The sequence below is a fragment of the Acinetobacter sp. AS167 genome (assembly GCF_037152175.1).
Classification (GTDB): domain Bacteria; phylum Pseudomonadota; class Gammaproteobacteria; order Pseudomonadales; family Moraxellaceae; genus Acinetobacter.
Window position 1 is genome coordinate 381489 of the sequence record NZ_JBBCMP010000003.1, and the last position, 16099, is coordinate 397587.

16 protein-coding genes are annotated in these 16099 nt (G+C 38.8%); 9 read left to right on the forward strand and 7 right to left on the reverse strand.

All coding sequences use genetic code 11. The annotated features are described in order from the left end of the window. Positions 1-76: 76 nt before the first annotated feature. Both WFN33_RS08245 and gshA read right to left on the reverse strand, forming a co-directional pair. The gene (locus WFN33_RS08245; RefSeq protein WP_336952501.1) at positions 77-571 is read right to left on the reverse strand and encodes a disulfide bond formation protein B; all 495 of its coding nucleotides are present in this window, start codon (positions 569-571) and stop codon (positions 77-79) included. A 28-nt stretch (positions 572-599) separates the two neighbouring features. Continuing rightward, positions 600-2177 (reverse strand): glutamate--cysteine ligase, encoded by a 1578-nt coding sequence (gshA, locus tag WFN33_RS08250; protein ID WP_336952502.1) that lies wholly within the window; start codon positions 2175-2177, stop codon positions 600-602. A gap of 210 nt (positions 2178-2387) precedes the next feature. Here gshA and WFN33_RS08255 point away from each other — a divergent pair, with 210 nt between their 5' ends. Further along, positions 2388-2927 (forward strand): DUF924 family protein, encoded by a 540-nt coding sequence (locus tag WFN33_RS08255; protein WP_336952503.1) that lies wholly within the window; start codon positions 2388-2390, stop codon positions 2925-2927. A gap of 100 nt (positions 2928-3027) precedes the next feature. Here WFN33_RS08255 and WFN33_RS08260 read toward each other — a convergent pair whose 3' ends face one another. After that, complete coding sequence (locus tag WFN33_RS08260; protein ID WP_336952504.1) at positions 3028-3555, reverse strand: dihydrofolate reductase family protein; 528 nt, start codon at positions 3553-3555, stop codon at positions 3028-3030. 222 nt (positions 3556-3777) lie between these two features. On the opposite strand from WFN33_RS08260, the gene WFN33_RS08265 reads away from it, so the two are divergent. Both WFN33_RS08265 and WFN33_RS08270 read left to right on the forward strand, forming a co-directional pair. After that, positions 3778-4344 carry a CC0125/CC1285 family lipoprotein gene (locus WFN33_RS08265; protein WP_336952505.1) on the forward strand — a complete coding sequence of 189 codons (567 nt, stop codon included), beginning with the start codon at positions 3778-3780 and terminating at the stop codon, positions 4342-4344. Between the two features lie 28 nt (positions 4345-4372). Continuing rightward, a complete protein-coding gene (locus WFN33_RS08270) occupies positions 4373-5692 on the forward strand; it encodes a DUF445 domain-containing protein (RefSeq protein WP_336952506.1) in 1320 nt (439 codons plus the stop codon). Positions 5693-5812: 120 nt separating this feature from the next. Here the strand turns inward: WFN33_RS08270 and WFN33_RS08275 are convergent, their stop codons facing one another. Further along, positions 5813-6571, reverse strand: coding sequence for an SIMPL domain-containing protein (locus tag WFN33_RS08275; protein WP_336952507.1), 759 nt, complete (start codon positions 6569-6571; stop codon positions 5813-5815). 266 nt (positions 6572-6837) lie between these two features. On the opposite strand from WFN33_RS08275, the gene WFN33_RS08280 reads away from it, so the two are divergent. Then, positions 6838-7992: a methionine aminotransferase gene (locus WFN33_RS08280; RefSeq protein WP_336952508.1), complete on the forward strand. Its 1155-nt coding sequence runs from the start codon at positions 6838-6840 to the stop codon at positions 7990-7992. Between the two features lie 127 nt (positions 7993-8119). Beyond that, positions 8120-9487, forward strand: coding sequence for an MATE family efflux transporter (locus tag WFN33_RS08285; RefSeq protein ID WP_336952509.1), 1368 nt, complete (start codon positions 8120-8122; stop codon positions 9485-9487). Positions 9488-9580: 93 nt separating this feature from the next. On the opposite strand, the gene WFN33_RS08290 is transcribed toward WFN33_RS08285, so the two are convergent. Further along, complete coding sequence (locus tag WFN33_RS08290) at positions 9581-10426, reverse strand: SDR family NAD(P)-dependent oxidoreductase (RefSeq protein WP_336952510.1); 846 nt, start codon at positions 10424-10426, stop codon at positions 9581-9583. A gap of 212 nt (positions 10427-10638) precedes the next feature. On the opposite strand from WFN33_RS08290, the gene WFN33_RS08295 reads away from it, so the two are divergent. The 4 genes from WFN33_RS08295 (at position 10639) to WFN33_RS08310 (ending at position 14136) form a co-directional block, all read left to right on the forward strand. Continuing rightward, on the forward strand, positions 10639-11313 hold the full coding sequence (locus WFN33_RS08295) for a TetR/AcrR family transcriptional regulator (protein WP_336952511.1): 675 nt from the start codon (positions 10639-10641) through the stop codon (positions 11311-11313). Positions 11314-11586: 273 nt separating this feature from the next. Continuing rightward, complete coding sequence (gene phoB / locus WFN33_RS08300; protein ID WP_004718724.1) at positions 11587-12297, forward strand: phosphate regulon transcriptional regulator PhoB; 711 nt, start codon at positions 11587-11589, stop codon at positions 12295-12297. Between the two features lie 25 nt (positions 12298-12322). Beyond that, the gene (gene phoR, locus WFN33_RS08305) at positions 12323-13681 is read left to right on the forward strand and encodes a phosphate regulon sensor histidine kinase PhoR (protein WP_336952512.1); all 1359 of its coding nucleotides are present in this window, start codon (positions 12323-12325) and stop codon (positions 13679-13681) included. Positions 13682-13704: 23 nt separating this feature from the next. Further along, positions 13705-14136: a hypothetical protein gene (locus WFN33_RS08310; protein ID WP_336952513.1), complete on the forward strand. Its 432-nt coding sequence runs from the start codon at positions 13705-13707 to the stop codon at positions 14134-14136. A 192-nt stretch (positions 14137-14328) separates the two neighbouring features. Here the strand turns inward: WFN33_RS08310 and asd are convergent, their stop codons facing one another. After that, positions 14329-15180: an archaetidylserine decarboxylase gene (gene asd / locus WFN33_RS08315; RefSeq protein WP_336952514.1), complete on the reverse strand. Its 852-nt coding sequence runs from the start codon at positions 15178-15180 to the stop codon at positions 14329-14331. Next, positions 15177-16025 carry a sulfurtransferase gene (locus tag WFN33_RS08320; RefSeq protein WP_336952516.1) on the reverse strand — a complete coding sequence of 283 codons (849 nt, stop codon included), beginning with the start codon at positions 16023-16025 and terminating at the stop codon, positions 15177-15179. The genes asd and WFN33_RS08320 overlap by 4 nt, the downstream gene beginning before the upstream one ends. Positions 16026-16099 lie beyond the last annotated feature (74 nt).

Sequence of the window (16099 nt, forward strand, 5' to 3'; positions counted from 1 at the left end):
GATTTTTCTTGATTTATACATCAATGAAGTTTATTTGAAAAAAAGGCCAGTTTAGACTGGCTCTTGATGTTTTAAATTAGTACTTTCTAAACAACTGCCACAGACTGATCAATGCCAATACACTAAAAAACAATAATGACCAAACGGGTAAAGATTGTCCTAAAAAAGTCCAATCGACCATAGCACATTCGCCAGAACCCTTAAGGACATTTTCAAACACCGCTTTTAAAGGCAATGTATTTACCCAATAGTCTAGACCTGGCCCACAACTTGGAACCTGATCTTTAGGTAAGTTCTGTAGCCACACGTGGCGAGCGGCAACACCAACTGACCAAGAAATTGCAGCGAAACCCAAGAAGCTATAAATGCGTTTAAATACATTTGTTTTTGGGTTATGCAAAAAGGCAATCAGTGAAATTAGCCCTAGGCCAATCAATCCAATACGTTGAAATACGCATAATGGACATGGCTCAAGCCCTTGTACATGCTCTAAATAGAGCGCAAATGACATACCAATCACACTTGCCAAAAATAAAAGACCACTTACGAAGCGATAACTACGCCATTGCATGGAACTTCCTCATTATCTAATCAATGCTTTATCTAAATTTACTCAGATAATCCTCGAAACTTATACTTGTATTTTGTTCAAGTTGCTGTTGTTCTGCGAGAGATGTTCGAGTAAGCCCCTCAAAATACGCTAAAGTTTCTGGACTTAATACATGTTGTTCGTAACTTTGGATATGCTGATTGGCCATATAGCCACCAAAATTCCATGTGCCACCTTGCTCTACAGTATCGGCAATCACATGCGCAGATAGTGTTTCATCCACATCATCAATACGTGTTTGCATCACTATCATCGCTTGGCGATATAAATCCGTTGAATAGGATTGATTTAATAAATCTGCAAGGGGTTGCATGGCGGTGACATGCTGTTGAATCCACTCAAGTAATGGATATTCAACACCGGCATCAATGATTTTCGCATTTGGTGCACGACCACGATTGACCACTTCAGCTTGGTTTTGCTCAATAATATCTTGTTCTTCATCCCATAGATCAGGGCTTTCTTTCAGTAAACAATACAACGCAACCACTTCCAAGAAGCCTGCTGTATCTTCATCAATACCTATTGCACTGTATGGATTTACATCTACCGCGCGTAATTCGACATAGCCGATACCACGATTTGACAAGGCCTGAGAAGGAGTTTCCCCTTCTTGTGGCACTTGTTTTGGACGTACTAAGCTATAGTATTCATTTTCAATTTGTAAGACGTGATCATTAATTTGAATCGGCTTACCATTGGCATCGTTTAAACCTAAATGACTAAACTGTGCATAAGGGGAATTAACCGCTTTTTGTAATTCAGCCACATAACTTTCTAAATTGTTGTAATGAATACCCAATTGTTTTTGTGCGGAATTTTGATAACCAAAACGCCCCATGCGCAATGCTGTTGCATAAGGTAGAAATAATGTGCCTTTAATTAAAGGCAACAATTGATGTTCACGCCCTGTCATAAAGCATTTACAGACTGAAGGGCTTGCACCTACTAAATACATCACTAGAGGAGTTAAACGAATAAAGTTACGGATTAACCCAAGATAACGATGACTGCGATAATCTTGCAGGCTTAATGCTTTAAGTGCTTCATTGCTTTCGTGTTGTTGTAATTGTTCAAATAACGCATCTGGAAAAGATACATTATAGTGCACACCCGAGATTGTCTGCATACGGCGACCATAACGAATGCCTAGGCCATGACGATATAAGGTTTTAAATTGACCAATATTAGATGTGCCATATTGCGCCAAACGAATATTTTCTTCTTTGTCATCCAACATACATGGCATGGACAAAGTCCACAACTTTTCACCATTTTCTAAATGACGATGCACAACAGCATGTACATCTGTTAAAAAGTTTAAGGCTTCAGGAATGCTTTCTTTGGGAGGTGTAATAAACTCCATCAAAGCTTCTGAATAATCTGTGGTGATATGCGGATGTGTTAGGGCTGAGCCTAAAGACTGAGGATGATCAGCCTGTGATAAAAAGCCATTACTTTGCATACGCAGGCTTTCACGTTCGATGCCACGTAACATGCCTCTGAATAAGGTAGAATCCACCCAATTTGGTACTAATGATTGGGAAATCGTTTCGGGTTGACTCATACTTACTCGCTTATCTTAAAGAATTTTTTAAAATAAAATGTTTTGATGCCCGCAGTATAACGTTATTTATCGATATACACGTATAAGCATCGTTGTTTTAAATCAATTATTCATTTTATTTCGGAAAAGTTTTTAACACAAACTACCTCTACAAGACATTTAAAATTTGTGATTTTATAGAAAAATCATCACTAAAGAATTGTAACTACTATGAATTATCAAGAAATTATCGATTTTTGGTTTAGTGAAGAAACTCAGCCATTTTGGTTCGCTAAAAGTGACGCATTCGATCAAACTTTGCACCAGCGATTTGCACATACCTTGGATCAAGCCAAACATTGTGAACTATGGACTTGGCGCGCCACAGCAGAAGGTCGCTTGGCTGAAATTATTGTTTTGGATCAATTCTCGCGTAATTTGTATAGAGATCATGCTGAATCTTTTGCACAAGATGCCTTGGCACTTGCGTTATCACAAGAAGCCATTCAGCTAAATTTAGATCAGCAATTAAGCCCTGAACAGCGTTCATTCCTGTATATGCCATTTATGCACAGTGAATCAAAAATTATCCATATCCAAGCTTTACAACTTTTTGAAGAGTTGGGCAATCCACTCAATCTAGATTTTGAGAAAAAGCATAAAGTGATTATTGATCGTTTTGGGCGTTATCCTCACCGTAATCAAATTTTAGGGCGAAGCTCAACGGTAGAAGAAATTGAATTTTTAAAACAGCCAAATAGTCATTTTTAATCCTATTCATTTTCATCTAAACAGCTTATGCAGAAATATTTTGCATAATCTGTTTTAGTACCTTATCTAAATCATAATGACCCACAACAATCATCAACTTTTAGAAAACATAGCTGTGTTTAATAATGGTATTTTCAATCATTTCAGCATGTATGGACTTTAACTGCTGTTCACGCGAGTCAAAACTTGGAAAGAGCGGTATGCCCTTTCCAAGAAGAACAGGCATGATAAAAACTTCTAAGGTATTGAGTAGCTTCTGTTCAATAAAGGTATTCTGCAATTGTGTTCCACCGACAATCCAGACATTACCGTTATAATTCTGTTTAAGGTGCTCAACAAGTTCATCCACACCTAAGTTCCACCGCGAAAGCGAGGCATGAGTTAAAGCTAAATCAGGATTAGAAGTGACGATAAATCCTTTCTGGTCTGGATAAGGCCACGCCTCACCAAAAGAACAAATCACTTCATAGGTTTTACGCCCCATAATCACAATATCGATATCTTGGATAAAATCATCATATCCACAATCAATACTTTGAAATGGCGCTAAAAAATCTACAGAACCATCTAGTGTTGCAATATAGCCATCTGCGCTTGTTGCAATATAGCCTTTGATTTGAATACTCATTAATTTCTCTATAAACAAGGTCCATTTTTATTATGGATCAAATACGCATAATACTGGGCTTACTGTTTAAACTTTATGTGAACCACCATTTTCCCTGATCGATATCATCTTGAATTAACAAAATTCTTCTTGAAATTCATTGTCAGTCCATCAATTTAGAACAATATACAGAGGATTAAAAATTCATTAAATTCCATCCAGAAGAATGGAAAGGAGAGACACATGAACAAAGTACTCATTGGTCTGGTTATTGCGGTGGCACTCACCTTCACAGGTTGTGCAACGACCCCTAGCAAACCGCGTACCTTTGACCAGCTTGGACAATACACCACGGTACCTCTCAATGATCATAGCTATCGCATCAGTTTCCAAGGTAATAGCAATATGAGTTTTGGAACAGCTGAAGAAATTAATCTTGTCAAAGCTGCACAAACAACGCTTTTAAATGGATTTACTTACTTCAAGGTTTTAGATGACCCAAGCAATCGAACTCAGCAACCGCCTCGTAAAGCAGTAGTTTATCCGTCATCAAACTACTATCCATATGGCTGGGGCTATCGTCGTCATCCTGTGTTCTGGAATGACCCATTTTATGATATGCCACAAGTCGTGACCATTGACCCTGTTCAAATTTCCTATACGATAGAATGTTATAAAGATAAAAAATCATCGCCGAATGATGCATTTGACGCTCGTCTGATTTTGCAATCTTTAGGACAAAAATATGGTGTTAGTCCGACAGGACAAGTACTGCAACCACAGCCTGATGCGGTAACATCAACGAAATAAAAATGCAGAAATCTATTTAGGAAAATGAATGAGCGGAATTGAACAAAGTGAAGTTCTTAATGAAATTCCAAACTTAGATCGAAGCAAACGCTTTGCGACCATCGCCTTGGTGGTGGCTGTTGTCGCATGGTTTGCTTTGATCATTTCCGCCAAACTGATGCCTGAGTACGCTTGGTTTATTCATATTCTCATGCTGGGCGCTGAAGCTGGCGTGGTCGGTGGCTTAGCCGATTGGTATGCGATTACCGTATTGTTCCGTAATCCCTTTGGGAAAATTCCCATTCCTAAATTTCTAAAAGATCACACCGAAATCATTCCACGTAATAAAGCACGTATTGCGGAATCGATGGGTAAATTTGTCCAAGAGAATTTTCTATCTCCACAAATTGTTGAACGTAGTTTAAAAAGTATTGATCTTAGTTTTGCTGTCGGTCAATGGCTGGCCAATCCTAAAAATAACGGTCAAGTGGTGGACGTAATTCAGCAAACGGTTCCGAAAATTTTTGAATTTGTGGGGCAAGACCAAATTGGACGCTTTATTCAAAACAACAGTGTTCAATGGGTTCGAAATACTCGAATGAACCAATTGGCAAGTGAAATGTTGCGCGCAGTTTTAGAAAATGATTTTCATCAAGATGTATTACAACGTGGACTGGATATTGCCCATGAATGGATGATGACCCATCCTGAAAAAACCCGTGAAATCACTCAAACTATGTTTAAAGAGCTTGGTGTTTCCCGTCTTGCTAAAGGTGCCAGCTGGATTGGGATTGATGTTGAGCAACGGACCATTGATTCAGTGATTGAAAAAGTGGAATCCATGCTTGCTGATCACGAGCATCCTATTCGTCAAAAAATTGAAGAAGCTGCACATGAGCTTATGTTGCAATTGGCGGATAACAATAGTCATGCCAGCATAAGTTTAAATGAAACCAAGAATGCTCTTTTAGACAGCGAACCAGTACTCAACTTTATTACTGGTGCCGTGGTGATTTTATGTGATGCGGTTAAATCTGACTTGCTTAAAGCAGACTCGGGTATTGCCATGAATTTACGTATCGCCATTCAACAGCTTGGTGAAAACTTGATGCAAAATCAGTCTGTACGAGAATTATTGAATGATCGAATCAGCGGAATTGCCATCAATTTAAGTGACCAATATAGTGAGAAAGTGATTAAATTTATTAGTCAACGTATCCATGAATGGGACTCTACCGAAATGATCGCCAAGATTGAAAATGAGGTAGGTGGTGATTTACATATGATCCGTGTCAATGGTGTTGTAGTAGGCGCATTTATTGGTCTAAGTTTAGGTGTGATTCGTGCTGTGATTGATTTTGCGATTTAAGAATACAATAAAATGGATTCTATCTTAGGTATTTGGCTAATCGTGATGAATCATATTTAAATCATAAAAAAATGGGAGTCTAGCTCCCATTTTTTAGCACTGGACTTTTTATCAACTGTATCAATCAATCGCATAATTGATGGTCACGACAACACGCGCAATTTTATTAATGGTGGCTTTGTCATAAGCACCGCCATAATCGCTATCATCATCAGAACCACTTTCAGGTAAAATATAAAACGCTCCCTGACTTGCAGAACGCATCGCACCGACTTTTACCCCTCCGACCTTTGCAAACTCATTGGCGCGACTATGCGCATTTTTAGTTGCATTGGCGATCAATGACATTTTTATTTCTTCTAGATTTGACACTAAATACTGCGGTTTCTGCTCGATGGATATGCCTTTTTCATCTAATAAATAAGCATCTTTTGCTGCTTTTTCAATCTTTTGAATATCACGACTATCAATCACCAACGACTGCATTGCAGTATAACCTCTAAACTCACGGGTAACTTTCCCATCTCCCTGATTAACTTCCTCATAATAGGGTTGAGAGCTTTTATTACCCAATTTCATTTCTGTTGCCTTAAATCCACGCTCAACAAAGAAATCTTGTAACGCTTTTATTTCTTGATCCAACAATTGATAGGCGGCTGAAACACTGTCTGAAGCATGACTGGTTTGCAGATGAATTTCCCAGCGTGCTAAATCCGCTTGTATGGGTTTTTCAGCCAACCCTTTGACGACTATTGAATTTTTTTCTCCATTAAACTGCTTAAGTGCATAGCCCAAGACACTTGCCGAGATAATGAATCCTAAACTTAGAATGAGTGCAAAGACCCATAAAGTTTTATATGTGATTGATTTATTTTCCATTATTGTAGTATCGCTAAAATTATTATAAATAAGTTATAGTCAGGATCCTACCGCAAGTCAACTTACTTTGACTCTAGAACAACATCGCTTTAATGAACTTCACCCAACATACTCTGTAACAACATATTACCCCTCTCAAATCTAATTTCTCTATCTTAAATTCCTACAGCACCTCTCCCCCTAACCAATAGATTACTTAATCCTATTCAGCTCCTTAAAACGACCTGCTAAACTGCCACTAATACATTTATAAAATCAGTCTGGTCATGATCGAAATCCACTCCAAACTCCCTGCTCAAGGTGTCACCATTTTTAGCATCATGACCGCTATGGCACATCGTCTTAACGCCCTTAACCTGTCACAAGGTTTTCCAGACTTTGATGCACCACCAGCGTTGCTACAAGCACTCAGCCAAGCTACATTAGATGGTTTTAACCAATACGCAGCAGGTGATGGTTTATTAGCCCTAAGAGAACAACTGGCTCAACTGTTTTTAAAACGTGATCAATTACAACTTGATCCAGTCACCGAAATCACCATCACTCCTGGGGCAACGATCGGGATTTTTAGCGCAATACAAGCCATAATTCATCGTGGTGATGAAGTGATTATTTTTGATCCAAGCTATGACAGCTATGCTCCGAGCGTGCAATTGGTCGGTGGTAAAGCCATTCATATTCCACTCAATGCGCCTGAGTTTTCTGTGGATTGGAATCAAGTCAAATCTGCAATTACAGATAAAACCCGTATGGTCATTGTAAATACCCCACACAATCCAACTGGCGCGATTTGGTCTAAACAAGACTGGCTAAATTTAATTGAATTAATCCAAGATAAAAATATTATTGTGCTTTCAGACGAAGTCTATGAGCATTTGATTTATGACGGCGAAAAACATTATTCAGCATTGTCATTTCCTGAACTCAGAGAACGTAGTTTTGTGGTCGGTTCTTTTGGTAAAACTTTCCATGTAACAGGTTGGAAAACAGGTTATTGCATTGCGACACCCGAGCTCATGAAAGTATTCCGTCAAATTTATCAATTTGCCAACTTCTGTGGGGTAACACCCGTACAAATGGCGCTTGCCAATTTTATGCAACAGCATCCTGAACATATTGACGATCTATCAAGCTTCTATCAGCAAAAACGTGACCTGTTTATTTCAGGTATTGCGAATTCAAAATTCAGTTTAATTCCCTCTCAAGGCACATTCTTTCAAAATGTTGATTACAGCCAAATTCGCCCAGATTTAAATGATATCGATATGTGTAAATTCTTAGCGGAAGAACATAAAATTGTGGCGATTCCAGTTTCTGTTTTTTATAAGCAAGCCCCTGAAAATTTACGTTTAGTGCGTTTTTGTTTTGCCAAAAAGGAGCAAACTTTGATTCAGGCCTGTGAAATTTTAACCCAAATTTAATCCCAACCCATACAAATCATCTCTGTAAAATTAAAGCCTGAGTTACTCAAATACTCAGGCTTTTTCCTCAGCGTTTGTTATATTATCAATAAGATAAAGATACTCGAAATAGACAGTAGAATAAAAGATGCCAGCTCGTCCCGATATGCTTCACCAACCCAAATTCTGGAAGGTTTTTTTAATCTTCCTTGGTCCATTGATTCTAACCAATATTCTGCAAAACCTGTCTGGAACAATTAATACCATTTTTGTTGGGCAAATGCTGGGAGTAGAAGCGATTGCCGCAATTTCAGTATTTTTTCCGATCCTATTTTTATTGCTGGCTTTTGTGATTGGTCTATCTACAGGTGCGACTGTTCTAGTTGGACAAGCTTGGGGTGCTAAAGATATCGAAAAAGTGCGTACCATTGTTGGCGCATTGTTATTTATGACCCTCATTGGTGGATCAATCATTGCCTTTTTAGGGGTGTTTTTTGCCAAACAGATTCTATTGCTTTTGGGGATAGATCCCAAAATCATGCATCTTGCCCTGCCCTATGTTCAATGGATGTTAATGAGTAGTCCTTTTCTATTCATCTACATCACCTATACGTCTATTTTACGTGGTGTGGGTGACAGTACCACACCATTGATGGCTTCAAGTCTAACGATCATTGTTGGCGTCATTGTAACTCCAGCGTTGATTGGCGGTTATTTTGGGCTACCTAAGCTCGGCATTATTGCTCCAGCAATTGCCAGTGGCCTAGGCTTTATTTCAACTTTAGTTTTCCTTTATGTCTATTTGAATAAAAAAGATCATGCTTTAAGACCTGATGCAGCGTTAATCCAACATATCCGCTATCACCCTCAATTTAGTCGCAGTATCTTGCGCTTGGGTGTGCCGACAGGTATTCAAATGGTGACCAACTCGGTCGCAGGACTGGTGGTGATTGGACTGGTCAATCAACATGGCGCTCACGCAACAGCAGCATATGGTGCAGTCAACCAAGTCCTGAACTATATCCAATTCCCTGCTTTGTCGATTGCCATTGCTGGTTCTATCTTCGCAGCTCAAGCTATTGGTGCGGGGAAATCTGAACTACTGGCAAAAGTGACGCGAACAGCGCTGTTGAGTAATATCGTGATTACAGGTTCATTGGTACTCTTGGCCTATATTTGTTCAAAATATTTGATGGCGTTGTTTATTACAGATCCGTCTGTAATTGAGTTGGGTCAGCAATTACTATTTATCGTGTTGTGGTCAATTATATTTTTTGGAGCAAGTGCAATTTTTGCTTCGATCATGCGGGCCAGCGGAACTGTGACTGTGCCTATGATTTTTAATATTTTATCCATTCTGCTCATTGAAGTTCCGTGTGCCTACTTATTTAGTCAATGGTTTGGTTTACAAGGCATTTGGTATGCGCTTGCCCTGACCTTTTTCAGTCTATGTCTTATGCAAGGTCTTTATTATCAATTTGTCTGGAAAAAGAAAACGATTGAGATCTTAATTTAAACGAATGGATATTAAGTTGTTATTCAACCCATTATTTCTCAAAGTCTAAAATGAAAAAAACCGTCAGCTTGACGGTTTTTTAATATCAATCAACTATTTTGGTTCTAACTTTTTACTAAACTTAGTCGCAAAACCTGTAATTTTTTGATATCCAGTCGGTAAAATACGCTGAATTAAATCTAAGGTTTTTGCATCATTCCCAATAAGTAAACGGCGCTTGTCTTTCAATACAGCATCCAACATTTGTTGAGCAGCATCTTCTGGAGGCATACGCAATAATTTATTAAATGCTTTTGCTGATTTCTCAGGGTTCATCCCCAAAGAACGTAAGCTGTCATTCATACGCGCATCATTTGCAATATTGGTACGAATACCGCCAGGATGAACACATAGAGCAGATACGCCACACTTTTCAATGTCTAATTCTTGACGTAATGATTCAGTAAAACCACGTACCGCAAATTTAGATGCATTGTATGCAGACTGGGTCGGCTGAGCCGTTAAACCAAATAAGCTCGAAATGTTGATGATATGTCCATCACCTGTTTTCTTGATATAAGGCAAAAATTCTTTTGTTCCATAGACAACGCCCCAGAAATTGATATTCATAATCCATTCAAGTTCGTCATAAGATGCACCTTCTACGGTAGATCCTAAAGCTACACCAGCATTGTTAAAAATCATGTTTACAGAACCATGATTTTGCACAGTATCCTCAGCCCAAGCTCGCATTTCTTCAACTTTGGCAACATTCACTTTTTTTGAGGTCACACGGACATTATATGGTTTGACCAGTTCAACGGTTTCAGATAAACCTTTTTCATTCACATCACTAATGGATAAATGACAACCTGCTTTTGCCAATAAAATAGCAAGTTGTTGTCCCATACCAGAGCCAGCACCAGTAATTGCAGCGACTTTGTTTTTAAAATTTTTCATTGTCTATCCTTTTTTAAACCCGCACAAAGCATTCAGAGTGATGTGCAGCTCACTTGCTCAATATAATTTTGACAATCATTATTGTCAATATTATATTGTGATTTAACCGATGTTTTTTTATACAAAAATTCTAGAATAGGTTTCAATAGCTTTTATTGCTAAAATAAGCGCTTCTTTGTGACAATCAAATATGACACGAGTAATTTTTTACAATGAATGAACCACTTTCAACTGAAAAGAAAACTATAAATAAAGCAGTCAAAGAACGTCAATTTAAGGGTATGTCCTTATCTGAGCGAAAACTTGCACGTCGAGAAAAGTTGATCGAAGCAGGGATTGAAGCCTACGGCACGCATGGTTTTTTTTCTGTCACCGTTAAAGATATTTGTAATGAAGCGAAACTGACTGAACGTTATTTTTATGAGTCCTTCAAAAAAAGTGAAGAACTGTTCCAAGTCATCTTTCTACAACTGATTGAACAATTACAACAAACCGTGATGCAAGGGGTCATGCAAGCAGCACCTGATCCTAAAAATATGATCCGTGATGGCTTAACTGCAATCTTTACCATGTTAAAAAATGATCCACGTGTGGCGCGTATTATTTATATTGACGCCATGCTGGTTCAAGAACTGCATAATCATGCCACAATCCATGAAACGATGGGCCGTTTTGACCGATTAATTCACTCCTTTGTTACCCTAATGATGCCGCATATTGAACGCAGTGAACAAGAAATTTCCTTGGTTGCCACAGGTTTAAATGGCTATGTGACTCAAATTGCGGTTCGCTGGGTCATGGGTGGATTTAAACAATCGCTTGAAGAAATTGTCTCAGCATGTGAAATTGTATTTGTATCGCTGATTGATTCATTTTCATCTCAATAAGATTGTTAGCTTAAATATTTTTGTCATCAAATCGTCACAAAAATGTCAAATATCTCATTTTTATTTTCAATTTAAATAAATTTCTTTTCATAAAATGGAAGATTTATTTAAAAATTTCATGGATTATTCATCATATCGACGATTATTTGTCACATTTTTTTGCAAAAATTCGTCAACATCTTCTTTTTGCAATGATACTGTCATAATTAATCTTTGTAATAAGCCTGTCATAAATAAAAGACGGTACACCGTTCATACATAGGATATTGCGTTGTGAAAGATGACTATATATTAATCGTCGATGACGAACTTCCGATTCGAGAAATGATTCATACCTCATTGGATATGGCAGGCTTTCAATGCTTGCAAGCTGAAGATGCAAAACAAGCCCATCAAATGATTGTTGACCAACGACCATCTTTGATTTTACTCGATTGGATGATGCCTGGCGGTGTGAGCGGTGTAGACTTATGTCGTCGCTTAAAACGTGATGAAAATTTGGCAGAAATTCCAGTCATCATGTTGACAGCACGCGGTGAAGAAGACCATAAAGTTCAAGGTCTTGATGCTGGTGCAGATGACTATATGACCAAACCATTCTCTACTCGTGAATTGGTTTCTCGTATCAAAGCAGTACTTCGTCGTGCCAATGCCCTGAGTGGCGAAAAAACCATTGATGCCAATGGATTAATTCTTGATCCAGTGAGCCAACGCGTCAGTTTTAGTGATAATATTTTGGAAATGGGTCCAACAGAATACCGATTATTGGCATTTTTTATGACTCATCCTGAACGTGCTTATACACGTGCCCAGTTACTCGATCAGGTCTGGGGTGGCAACGTGTATATTGAAGACCGTACGATTGACGTACACATCCGCCGCTTACGTAAAGTGCTCGAACCATATGGCGCCGATCGCTACGTACAAACTGTACGTGGAACGGGTTATCGTTTCTCTACCCGTGCAGATGTTGCCTTAGGTTAAGCATTCTCAAGGTAAATAATTTTCTATGTATGAACCCTACCCCGTCCCAGATCTTGCGCGAGAACATAAAAAATTTCGTTACAGTAGCTTGTGGGAATTTGCAAAACAAGATTTACGCCTGCTTGGTTTTTTACTCATCATTGGTGGATTTATTGGTTTAGGGATAGGGTATTTTTGGATTACTATTTCCATCGGTTTTGCGGTTTTTTTCCTATTTCAATTACGCTCTTTATACTTGGTGAATGAATGGATTTCGAATCGTCCTTACGATTCTCCGCCCAATCTAGAGGGTATTTGGGGAGCGCTATTGTTTAATGTTTATCGCGCACAACGCCAAGAACGTGTGGTTCAGGCTGAAATGGTCGGCTTGATTGACCGTGCCCAATCTTCACTGATTGCTTTGGCCGAAGCTGTTGTTTTAACGGATGAATTACATCAGATTGAATGGTGGAATCCGGCGGCAGAAAGACTGTTGGGCATTCAACCTCTAGATCGTGGGCGTAATATCTTGACCATTATCCGCCAGCCGAGCTTTATTGAATATTTTAATAATATCGACCAATCTCCAGATGGCATTAAAATAAAATCTTCTGTTTATGAAGAGCATTATGTACAGATTAAACTCACACGTTTTGGCAGTGAAAGCCGTTTGCTCGTCGCTTACGATGTGACACGTGTACATAATCTAGAACAGATGCGCAAAGACTTTGTCGACAATATTTCACATGAACTGCGTACACCACTCACTGTACTCAGTGGTTATATCGAAACATTTACCGACCAAGAGGATTTAAATCCGCGCTGGAAACGAGCCTTTGAACAGATGCAATCGCAAACACGTCGTATGAATGCGTTGGTCAATGACTTACTCTTGCTTTCACGTTTGGAAGGTAATAAACAAGTCGCAAAAAATCAAATCATCGATATGCCGAATTTGATGAATCAGCTTTTTGATGATGCACAAGCCTACAATGTTGATTATGGACATGCTTTAAACTTAGATATCGACAGCCATTGTGACCTGATTGGTTCCGATGCAGAACTTGCCAGTGCGTTTAGTAATTTAATTACCAATGCGATTAAATACACTCCAAAAGGTGGCACCGTTACAATCGGCTGGCATGATGACAGTGAACATGGTTATTTTACCGTTGAAGATACCGGGATCGGGATTGACCCAAAACATATTCCACGTTTAACTGAACGCTTTTATCGCGTAGACAGTGCACGAAGCCGTCAAACGGGTGGAACAGGTTTAGGGCTAGCTATTGTGAAGCATGTTTTAATGCAACATAATGCTTACTTAGAAATTGATTCTAAAGAAAATCAAGGGTCTATTTTTAGAGTGGTTTTTCCCAAAGAGCGCCTTGATTTTGCAGGTTAATATTTGTTTTTTGATTAATTCTAATGAAACTATTTTTAGATTGTGAATTTAATGGCTTTGGCGGTGAATTAATTTCACTGGCATTGGTTGACGAGAATAATCAGCATTTTTATGAAGTTTTAGAATGCTTAGACCCAATTACTTGGGTTAAAGACCATGTCATGCCTCGTTTAAATCGAAAACCGATTCCCTTAGCGCAATTTCAAAGTCGCTTACAGATTCATTTATCTCGATATACAAGTCTTGAAATTGTGGCAGATTGGCCTGAAGACTTTGCCTTATTTACCCGTAGTCTTATGCTTTCAGCTGGGAAATGTATCCAAACACCTCCGCTCACCATGCAGTTATGGATGCAGGATCCAATCGAAACCCATGTTGCCTCTGAAAATCCACACAATGCATTAGCAGATGCACACGCTTTAAAGCTGTCTTATTTCAATGCCTATCATCTTTGATTTATTCTAAAAATAAAACCAATTTATATAACGGGCTCTTTAAATTGCGACTTATACCGGAATTCTTACATTAATTTTCTAAGAAATTCTTCATTATATCGTTATATTCATGCACTTATTTAAGATGCTATAACGCTTTAGACTCGGTGACTCTCTACAACAGAAAGTACACCTCATGATAGAATAAGCAAATTAAACGGTATGCCCTAAAGCTTCACCCATCACTACAATAGAATTAGCTTTAAACTGTTCATCCCAAGTAATTTTATTCTGTTCAAACAATACAACTGCGGTTGAACCTAAATAAAAACGTCCAAGCTCAGCACCCTTTTCTAAGGCCAAATCGTGCTGGTTTAACTCTAAACGCCCTGTTGGTTTTACTTTACCAGTTGCCACAGTTTCAATTCCTGCAACAATCATTGCCCCCACTAGAACAACGGCCATACGTCCTAATTCGGTATCAAACAAACATACCATACGCTCATTACGCGCAAATAAACCTGGAATATTCTCTGCTGTAGTTTGGTTTACAGAAAATAATTCACCGGGGATATACAAAGTTTCTGTCAACGTTCCTGCAAATGGCATATGAACACGGTGATAATCACGTGGTGACAAATAAACCGTGGCAAATTCACCATTGATAAATGGTGTAGCCAATTGTGGGTCGCCAATCAGTTTGTCTACAGAAAAACTTTGGCCTTTGGCCTGAAATACATCACCATCTTTAATTTTACCCAACTGAGAAATTGCACCATCTGCTGGAGAGACAATACTGGTCTGATCTGCATCTATCTCTCGCACACCATCTTTTAAAGCACGGGTAAAAAATTCATTGAATGATTTATATTTTAAAGCATCACTTTGCTCAGCAATAGAAAGGTCTATCCCATACTGGGCTTTAAATGCTTGAATCGCTATATTTTTAACAATTGGATTTTCACTGGCTGCAACTTTACCAACAACTCGACTGAGTTGTTGTTGTGGAATGACTTTTTGTGCTTGGATAAAAATTTGTTTTTTTAACGCTGATGTAAGACTCACGCAGGTGATTCTCCAGTAATAATTGGACTATCGAGGCGATTGCCCCACTCGCTCCACGCACCATCATAGGCTTGAATATTCCAATTCAATAACCGCCCCAAGATATAAGCCAAACCAGAACGATGATGTGACTGACAGTACACCACCACAGGCTGGTCAAATTGAAAGCCTAATTGTTCTAGACGTTGTTGCGTGCGTTCAAGAGGATGCAATTTTAAATGATTTTGACGATTAATTGCAGTACTCCATTCAAAATGTTGTGCATTTGGAATGTGACCGCCGCGTCGCGCTGCCAACCGCTGTCCCGTATACTCTTCTGAAGTTCGACAATCCCAAACTTGAATCGCTTGCTGCTCAACCTTTTGCAACAATTGAGCATATTCAATCCGGTGCTGATCAAGATGTTGTAAATTGACCGTAACCAAGGCTTCAACTTTGCTAAAGCTTTCCGCTTCCGCCGAAGTCGGATAGCCTGCTGCTAGCCACGCATGAATTCCACCATTGAGTAAGCTGGTATTATAAAAACCAAGGCAATGTAAATTCCAGATCAAACGCCCAGCCCAAGCACCACCTTCATCATCATAGACCACGACATGATGTTCTGGAGAGATGTTCAAATAGCCAATCAGCGCTTTTAAACCATCCTCATCAGGCAATAACCCTGAAGCTTGTTCTTCCTGTCGCACCAGCAGTTGCGGTTTAACATGCAATGCATGTGGAATATGTAATTGATCATACACAGAGCTACGACTTAGATCGACAATACGAATTTTGTCATGCCCTAAAAATGGCACAAGTTGTTCTGCTTCTATGAGTAATTCGAAGTTAAAGGCTGATGTAGTCATACGTTTTTCTATTTTAAGACCTTGAGCACAAATGATCTTAGCACAGTGTTTTTTACCAATATGCTGATTTTTCA

What these genes read in the sequence shown, in the direction of transcription:
- WFN33_RS08280 (WP_336952508.1), top strand. Translation starts at nt 6,838, where the DNA reads ATGATCGAAATCCACTCCAAACTCCCTGCTCAAGGTGTCACCATTTTT.
- WFN33_RS08245 (WP_336952501.1), bottom strand. Translation starts at nt 571, where the DNA reads ATGCAATGGCGTAGTTATCGCTTCGTAAGTGGTCTTTTATTTTTGGCA.
- phoR (WP_336952512.1), top strand. Translation starts at nt 12,323, where the DNA reads ATGTATGAACCCTACCCCGTCCCAGATCTTGCGCGAGAACATAAAAAA.
- WFN33_RS08320 (WP_336952516.1), bottom strand. Translation starts at nt 16,025, where the DNA reads ATGACTACATCAGCCTTTAACTTCGAATTACTCATAGAAGCAGAACAA.
- WFN33_RS08275 (WP_336952507.1), bottom strand. Translation starts at nt 6,571, where the DNA reads ATGGAAAATAAATCAATCACATATAAAACTTTATGGGTCTTTGCACTC.
- gshA (WP_336952502.1), bottom strand. Translation starts at nt 2,177, where the DNA reads ATGAGTCAACCCGAAACGATTTCCCAATCATTAGTACCAAATTGGGTG.
- WFN33_RS08290 (WP_336952510.1), bottom strand. Translation starts at nt 10,426, where the DNA reads ATGAAAAATTTTAAAAACAAAGTCGCTGCAATTACTGGTGCTGGCTCT.
- WFN33_RS08270 (WP_336952506.1), top strand. Translation starts at nt 4,373, where the DNA reads ATGAGCGGAATTGAACAAAGTGAAGTTCTTAATGAAATTCCAAACTTA.
- WFN33_RS08310 (WP_336952513.1), top strand. Translation starts at nt 13,705, where the DNA reads ATGAAACTATTTTTAGATTGTGAATTTAATGGCTTTGGCGGTGAATTA.
- WFN33_RS08255 (WP_336952503.1), top strand. Translation starts at nt 2,388, where the DNA reads ATGAATTATCAAGAAATTATCGATTTTTGGTTTAGTGAAGAAACTCAG.
- WFN33_RS08295 (WP_336952511.1), top strand. Translation starts at nt 10,639, where the DNA reads ATGAATGAACCACTTTCAACTGAAAAGAAAACTATAAATAAAGCAGTC.
- WFN33_RS08285 (WP_336952509.1), top strand. Translation starts at nt 8,120, where the DNA reads ATGCCAGCTCGTCCCGATATGCTTCACCAACCCAAATTCTGGAAGGTT.
- WFN33_RS08260 (WP_336952504.1), bottom strand. Translation starts at nt 3,555, where the DNA reads ATGAGTATTCAAATCAAAGGCTATATTGCAACAAGCGCAGATGGCTAT.
- WFN33_RS08265 (WP_336952505.1), top strand. Translation starts at nt 3,778, where the DNA reads ATGAACAAAGTACTCATTGGTCTGGTTATTGCGGTGGCACTCACCTTC.